Genomic DNA, 5,604 nt, shown 5'->3' with positions numbered 1-5,604 from the left:
GATCCCTACCGTGGCGCGATGCCCGGGGCCCACGCGGAAGACCAGGCTGGGGGACATGTTCGTCGCATGGAGAGATCTACGGTTCGCCAGGGGCCGCTTCGCCCTCATGGGTTCGGTCGTCCTGCTGATCACGCTGCTGGTCGGCCTGCTGTCCGGGCTCACGTCCGGTCTGGCCCGGGAGAACATCTCGGCCATCACCGGGCTGCCCGCCTCGCGCCTGGCCTTCGCCGTCCCGCCCGGGGACCAGAAGGTCTCCTTCACCAACTCCCAGCTGCCCGAGAGCGCCTGGCGGACCTGGCGCGGCCGCCCCGGCGTCAAGGCCGCGGACCCGCTCGGCATCCGCACCACCAACGCCCTCGCCGGTGAGCGCACGGCGGCCGTCTCAGTCTTCGGCGTCGAGCCCGCCGGCCGGCTGGCCCCCGCCGGGACGGGCCTCGGCCGGGGCAGGGCCGTCCTGTCCGAGAAGGCCGCCAAGGAGCTGGGCGGGCTCCGCGCCGGGGACCGGTTCAAGGCCGGTCCGCTGGAGCTGACGGTCGCCGCCGTCTCGGGGACGGCCGCCTACAGCCACACCCCGGTCGTCTGGGCGGACCTGGAGGACTGGCAGCGCATCGGCGGGCCCGGCTCCTCCCCGGAGACCTCCGCCACCGTCCTCGCCCTCGACGGCGTGGACGTGGACTGGGCCGCCGGCGACAAGGCGGCCGGCACCCGCAGCCAGACCGTCGACGAGGCCCTCGGCGCCATAGGGTCCTACCAGGCCGAGAACGGCTCGCTGCAGCTGATGCGCGGCTTCCTCTTCGCCATCTCCGCACTCGTCATAGGGGCCTTCTTCACCGTCTGGACCATCCAGCGCAGCGGTGACGTCGCCGTCCTGAAGGCGCTGGGCGCCTCCACCCCCTACCTGCTGAAGGACGCCCTCGGCCAGGCCGTGGTCATGCTGGCGATCGGCACCGGCACGGGCACCCTGCTCGCCTCCGGGATCGGGGCCCTGATCAGCGGCGGCGACGTGCCCTTCGTCCTCGACGCCGCCACCGTGCTGGCCCCCGCCGGGATCATGATCGTGCTCGGCGCGCTGGGTGCGGCCCTGTCCATCCGGCGGATCACCGCCGTCGACCCGCTGACCGCCCTCGGGAGCGCCCGATGACCCTCTTCCTCCACGACGTCACGCTCACCTACCCCGACGGGGACGGCCGGCTGACCGCCCTCGACGCGGTGGAGCTGGAGGTCCCCGCGGGCACCCTCACCGCGATCGTGGGGCCCTCGGGCTCCGGGAAGTCCAGCCTGCTGGCCGTCGCCGCCACCCTGGTCACCCCCGACTCCGGCCGGGTCGTCGTCGCGGACCGCGACACCGCACGGCTCGGCGCCGCCGAGAAGGCGGCCCTGCGCCGGGAGGAGATCGGCATCGTCTTCCAGCAGCCGAACCTGCTGGCCTCGCTGACCGCCGCCGAGCAGCTCCAGGTGATGGCCCACCTCTCCGGCCGCCCCGCCCGGCAGCTGCGCCGCCGGGCCCTGGAGCTGCTGGACGCGGTGGGCCTGGCCGACAAGGCCGACCGGCGCCCGCACCAGCTCTCCGGAGGGCAGCGCCAGCGGGTGAACATCGCCCGCGCCCTGATGAACGAGCCGTCCGTGCTGCTGGTCGACGAGCCCACCAGCGCCCTGGACCACGAGCGCGGCGCGGCCGTCCTCGACCTGCTGGTCACCCTCACCCGCGAGCGCTCCACCGCCACCGTGCTGGTCACGCACGACCACGCCCATCTGGACCGGATGGACCGCACGGCGACCATGACCGACGGCCGCCTCACCCACGGCGCCCGGCCCGCCGAGCCCCCGGCGGCCGTTCCGGCGGCCTGAGCACGCGTACGAGACCACGCGGGCCCGCGGAACGCGAGAGCCCCGGCGCCCCCCGCAGGGGGAGGGGCGCCGGGGCTCTCGTACACGTACGGGCCTACGCGGGGGTCTGGCTCTGCAGGGCCACGGACAGCTCGGCGGCCACGCCCTGCAGGATCGGCACGAAGGACTCGGCCACCTCCTGCGTCACCCGGCCGGCCGGACCCGAGATGGAGATCGCGGCGGCGGTCGGCGAGTTCGGCACCGACACGGCCAGGCAGCGGACCCCTATTTCCTGCTCGTTGTCGTCGACGGCGTAGCCGGCCTTGCGGACCTGCTCCAGCGCCTCCAGGAAGCCCTCGGGCGTGGTGATGGTCTTCTCGGTCGCGGCCGGCATCCCGGTGCGCGCCAGCAGGGCCCGTACCTCCTCGGCGGGGGTGTGGGCGAGCAGTGCCTTGCCCACGCCGGTGGAGTGCGGCAGCACCCGGCGGCCGACCTCGGTGAACATGCGCATGGAGTGCTTGGACGGCACCTGGGCGACGTAGACGATCTCGTCCCCGTCGAGCAGGGCCATGTTGGCGGTCTCGCCGGTCTCCTCGACCAGGCGCGCGAGGTAGGGGCGCGCCCAGGTGCCCAGCAGCCGCGACGCGGACTCGCCGAGGCGGATGAGGCGGGGCCCGAGGGAGTACCGTCGGTTGGGCTGCTGCCGGACGTAGCCGCAGGCGACGAGGGTGCGCATCAGGCGGTGGATGGTGGGCAGCGGCAGGCCGCTCGCGGCGGAGAGCTCGCTGAGACCGACTTCGCCCCCGGCGTCGGCCATCCGTTCGAGCAGGTCGAAGGCGCGCTCGAGGGACTGGACGCCACCGCTGGCGGCGGTGGGCTTGGCGGAAGCGTCGGTGGTGCTGGCGCTGGACGTCGGCACGGCGCGGTCCTTTCGGTGCTGGCAGGCAAGGAAGCAGCCTACCGGTCGGTCGACCTCGGCCCTAGAGCCGGGCCTCGGCCGTCCCCGCCGGTCAGAGGCGGTTTGTCCTGGTGGCGGACGTCCTCGGGAAGTTACCTGCCCGGGTGCCGGTGGTGGTAGCTACATTCTGGATAGTGAAATCTTAATTCCATCTCGTGGAAACATCCAATTGCGGTGCATACGCGTCAGCGGTCCCTCCGGGCACTCTTGACTGGCCCCGGGATCGGGATGGAGACTCCGTCAACAGAACGTTGAATTTCGCTCTGTGGAAGTAGATGGGGAGGTTCCGGTGGCCGACGTGCCTGTGGAACTGGTACTGCGCTCGACGCGCGTCATCACCCCCGAGGGGACGCGCGCCGCCTCGGTGGCCGTCGCCGGCGGGAAGATCGCGGCCGTGCTGGCGTACGAGGCCGAGGTACCGGCCGGAGCCCGGCTCGAGGACTTCGGCGACGACGTCCTGCTCCCCGGTCTCGTGGACACCCACGTCCACGTCAACGACCCGGGCCGCACCGAGTGGGAGGGCTTCTGGACGGCGACCCGCGCGGCCGCCGCCGGAGGCATCACCACCATCATCGACATGCCCCTCAACTCCCTGCCGCCCACCACCACGGTCGACAACCTCCGCGTCAAGCAGGAGGTCGCCCGGACCAAGGCGCACGTGGACGTGGGCTTCTGGGGCGGCGCCCTGCCGGACAACGTCAAGGACCTGCGCCCGCTGCACGACGCCGGCGTCTACGGCTTCAAGTGCTTCCTGTCGCCCTCGGGCGTCGACGAGTTCCCGCTGCTGGACCAGGAGCAGCTGGCCACCTCCCTCGCCGAGATCACCGGCTTCGGCGGCCTGCTGATCGTCCACGCCGAGGACCCGCACCACCTGGAGTCCGCGCCGCAGAACCCGGGCCCCAAGTACGCCGACTTCCTCGCCTCCCGCCCCCAGGACGCCGAGAACACCGCGATCGAGAACCTGATCGCCCAGGCGAGGCGGCTGAACGCCCGCGTGCACGTCCTGCACCTGTCCTCCGCCTCCGCGCTGCCGCTGATCGCCGCCGCCAAGGCCGAGGGCGTGCAGATCACCGTCGAGTCCTGCCCGCACTTCCTCACCCTCACCGCCGAGGAAGTCCCGGACGGCGCCACCGAGTTCAAGTGCTGCCCGCCCATCCGCGAGGCCGCCAACCAGGACGTCCTGTGGGACGCGCTCGCCGACGGCACCATCGACTGCATCGTCTCCGACCACTCGCCGTCCACCGCGGACCTGAAGACCGGTGACTTCGCCACCGCCTGGGGCGGCATCTCCTCCCTCCAGCTGGGCCTCCCCGCGATCTGGACCGAGGCGCGCAAGCGCGGCCGCACCCTGGAGGACGTCGTCCGCTGGATGTCCGCCGCCCCGGCCGCCCTCGCCGGACTGGCCCAGAAGGGCGCCATCGAGGCCGGGCGTGACGCCGACTTCGCCGTCCTGGCCCCTGAAGAAACGTTCACTGTGGACCCGGCCGAGCTCCACCACCGCAACCAGGTCACGGCGTACGCGGGCAGGACCCTGCACGGCGTCGTGAAGTCCACCTGGCTGCGCGGTGCGCAGATCGCCGACCACGGCACCCCGACCGAGCCCACGGGCCTCCTCCTCGAAAGGCAGAACTGACAGTGGCGATTCCTTCCTTCACCGGCAACGCGAACCCGTACGGGGGCGGCGACCCGTACGCGGACTACCGCACCGCGGACTTCCCGTTCACCCAGTACGCCAACCTCGCCGCGCGTGAGCTGGGCGCCGGTGTGATCGCCGCGAACGACGAGTTCTTCGCCCAGCGCGAGAACCTGCTGATCTCCGAGGCCGCGCACTTCGACCCCGAGGACTTCGGCCACAAGGGCAAGGTCATGGACGGCTGGGAGACCCGCCGCCGCCGCGGCGTCTCCGCCACCCAGCCCTGGCCGACCCCCGAGGACCACGACTGGGCCCTGGTGCGCCTGGGCGCCCCCGGCGTGATCCGCGGCATCGTCGTCGACACCGCCCACTTCCGCGGCAACATGCCGCAGGCCGTCTCCATCGAGGGCACCAACTGGGAGGGCGCCCTGGCGCCGACCCCGGAGGAGCTCCTGGGCGACGACGTGAAGTGGACGACCCTCGTCGAGCGCACCCCGGTCGGCGGCCACGCGGCCAACGGCTTCGAGGTCGCCACGGAGCAGCGCTTCACCCACCTGCGCGTCAACCAGCACCCCGACGGCGGCATCGCCCGCCTGCGCGTCTACGGCGAGGTCCTGCCGGACCCGAAGTGGCTCGCGGCGCTGGGCTCCTTCGACGTGGTGGCGCTGGAGAACGGCGGCTCCGTCCAGGACGCGTCCAACCGCTTCTACTCCCCGCCGACCAACACCATCAACCCGGGCCGCTCCCGCAAGATGGACGACGGCTGGGAGACCGCGCGCCGTCGTGACAACGGCAACGACTGGATCCGCTACCAGCTCGTCGCCGAGTCCGAGATCCGCGCCGTCGAGATCGACACCGCCTACCTCAAGGGCAACTCGGCCGGCTGGGCCTCGCTGTCGGTCAAGACGGGCGAGGAGGGCGAGTGGACGGAGTTCCTGCCGCGCACCCGCCTGCAGCCCGACACCAATCACCGCTTCGTGCTGGACGCCCCGGCGGTCGGCACGCACGTGCGGATCGACATCTTCCCGGACGGCGGCTTCTCCCGGCTGCGCCTCTTCGGCTCGCTGACGGAGAACGGCGCGGCCGCCCTGGCCGCCCGTCACCAGGAGCTGGGCGGCTGATCCGGGCCCGCCTCCGACCCGCCCCGGGGGCCGACACCCCCGGGCGGGCGGCCGCCGATGGGGCG

General features: G+C 72.8%; 5 protein-coding genes. 4 read left to right on the top strand and 1 reads right to left on the bottom strand.

Features of this window, described 5'->3' with window-relative positions; translation table 11 throughout:
- Positions 1-55 precede the first annotated feature (55 nt).
- Both VR44_RS11645 and VR44_RS11640 read left to right on the top strand, forming a co-directional pair.
- Complete coding sequence (locus VR44_RS11645; RefSeq protein ID WP_045947367.1) at positions 56-1,141, top strand: ABC transporter permease; 1,086 nt, start codon at positions 56-58, stop codon at positions 1,139-1,141.
- Positions 1,138-1,848 carry an ABC transporter ATP-binding protein gene (locus VR44_RS11640; RefSeq protein WP_045947366.1) on the top strand — a complete coding sequence of 237 codons (711 nt, stop codon included), beginning with the start codon at positions 1,138-1,140 and terminating at the stop codon, positions 1,846-1,848. Before VR44_RS11645 ends, VR44_RS11640 begins: the two co-directional genes overlap by 4 nt.
- 94 nt (positions 1,849-1,942) lie before the next feature.
- Here the strand turns inward: VR44_RS11640 and VR44_RS11635 are convergent, their stop codons facing one another.
- Positions 1,943-2,746 carry an IclR family transcriptional regulator gene (locus VR44_RS11635; protein WP_045947365.1) on the bottom strand — a complete coding sequence of 268 codons (804 nt, stop codon included), beginning with the start codon at positions 2,744-2,746 and terminating at the stop codon, positions 1,943-1,945.
- Positions 2,747-3,083: 337 nt separating this feature from the next.
- On the opposite strand from VR44_RS11635, the gene allB reads away from it, so the two are divergent.
- A complete protein-coding gene (gene allB, locus VR44_RS11630) occupies positions 3,084-4,418 on the top strand; it encodes an allantoinase AllB (protein WP_384757538.1) in 1,335 nt (444 codons plus the stop codon).
- 2 nt (positions 4,419-4,420) lie between these two features.
- A complete protein-coding gene (gene alc / locus VR44_RS11625) occupies positions 4,421-5,539 on the top strand; it encodes an allantoicase (protein ID WP_045947363.1) in 1,119 nt (372 codons plus the stop codon).
- Positions 5,540-5,604 lie beyond the last annotated feature (65 nt).

This window comes from Streptomyces katrae (genome assembly GCF_000966975.1).
GTDB classification, from domain to species: Bacteria; Actinomycetota; Actinomycetes; order Streptomycetales; family Streptomycetaceae; genus Streptomyces; species Streptomyces katrae.
This window is presented reverse-complemented; position numbering and strand designations above follow the sequence as displayed.

Excerpts from the sequence above, each read along its gene's own strand:
- VR44_RS11645 (WP_045947367.1), top strand. The coding sequence starts at position 56 with ATGTTCGTCGCATGGAGAGATCTACGGTTCGCCAGGGGCCGCTTCGCC.
- VR44_RS11640 (WP_045947366.1), top strand. The coding sequence starts at position 1,138 with ATGACCCTCTTCCTCCACGACGTCACGCTCACCTACCCCGACGGGGAC.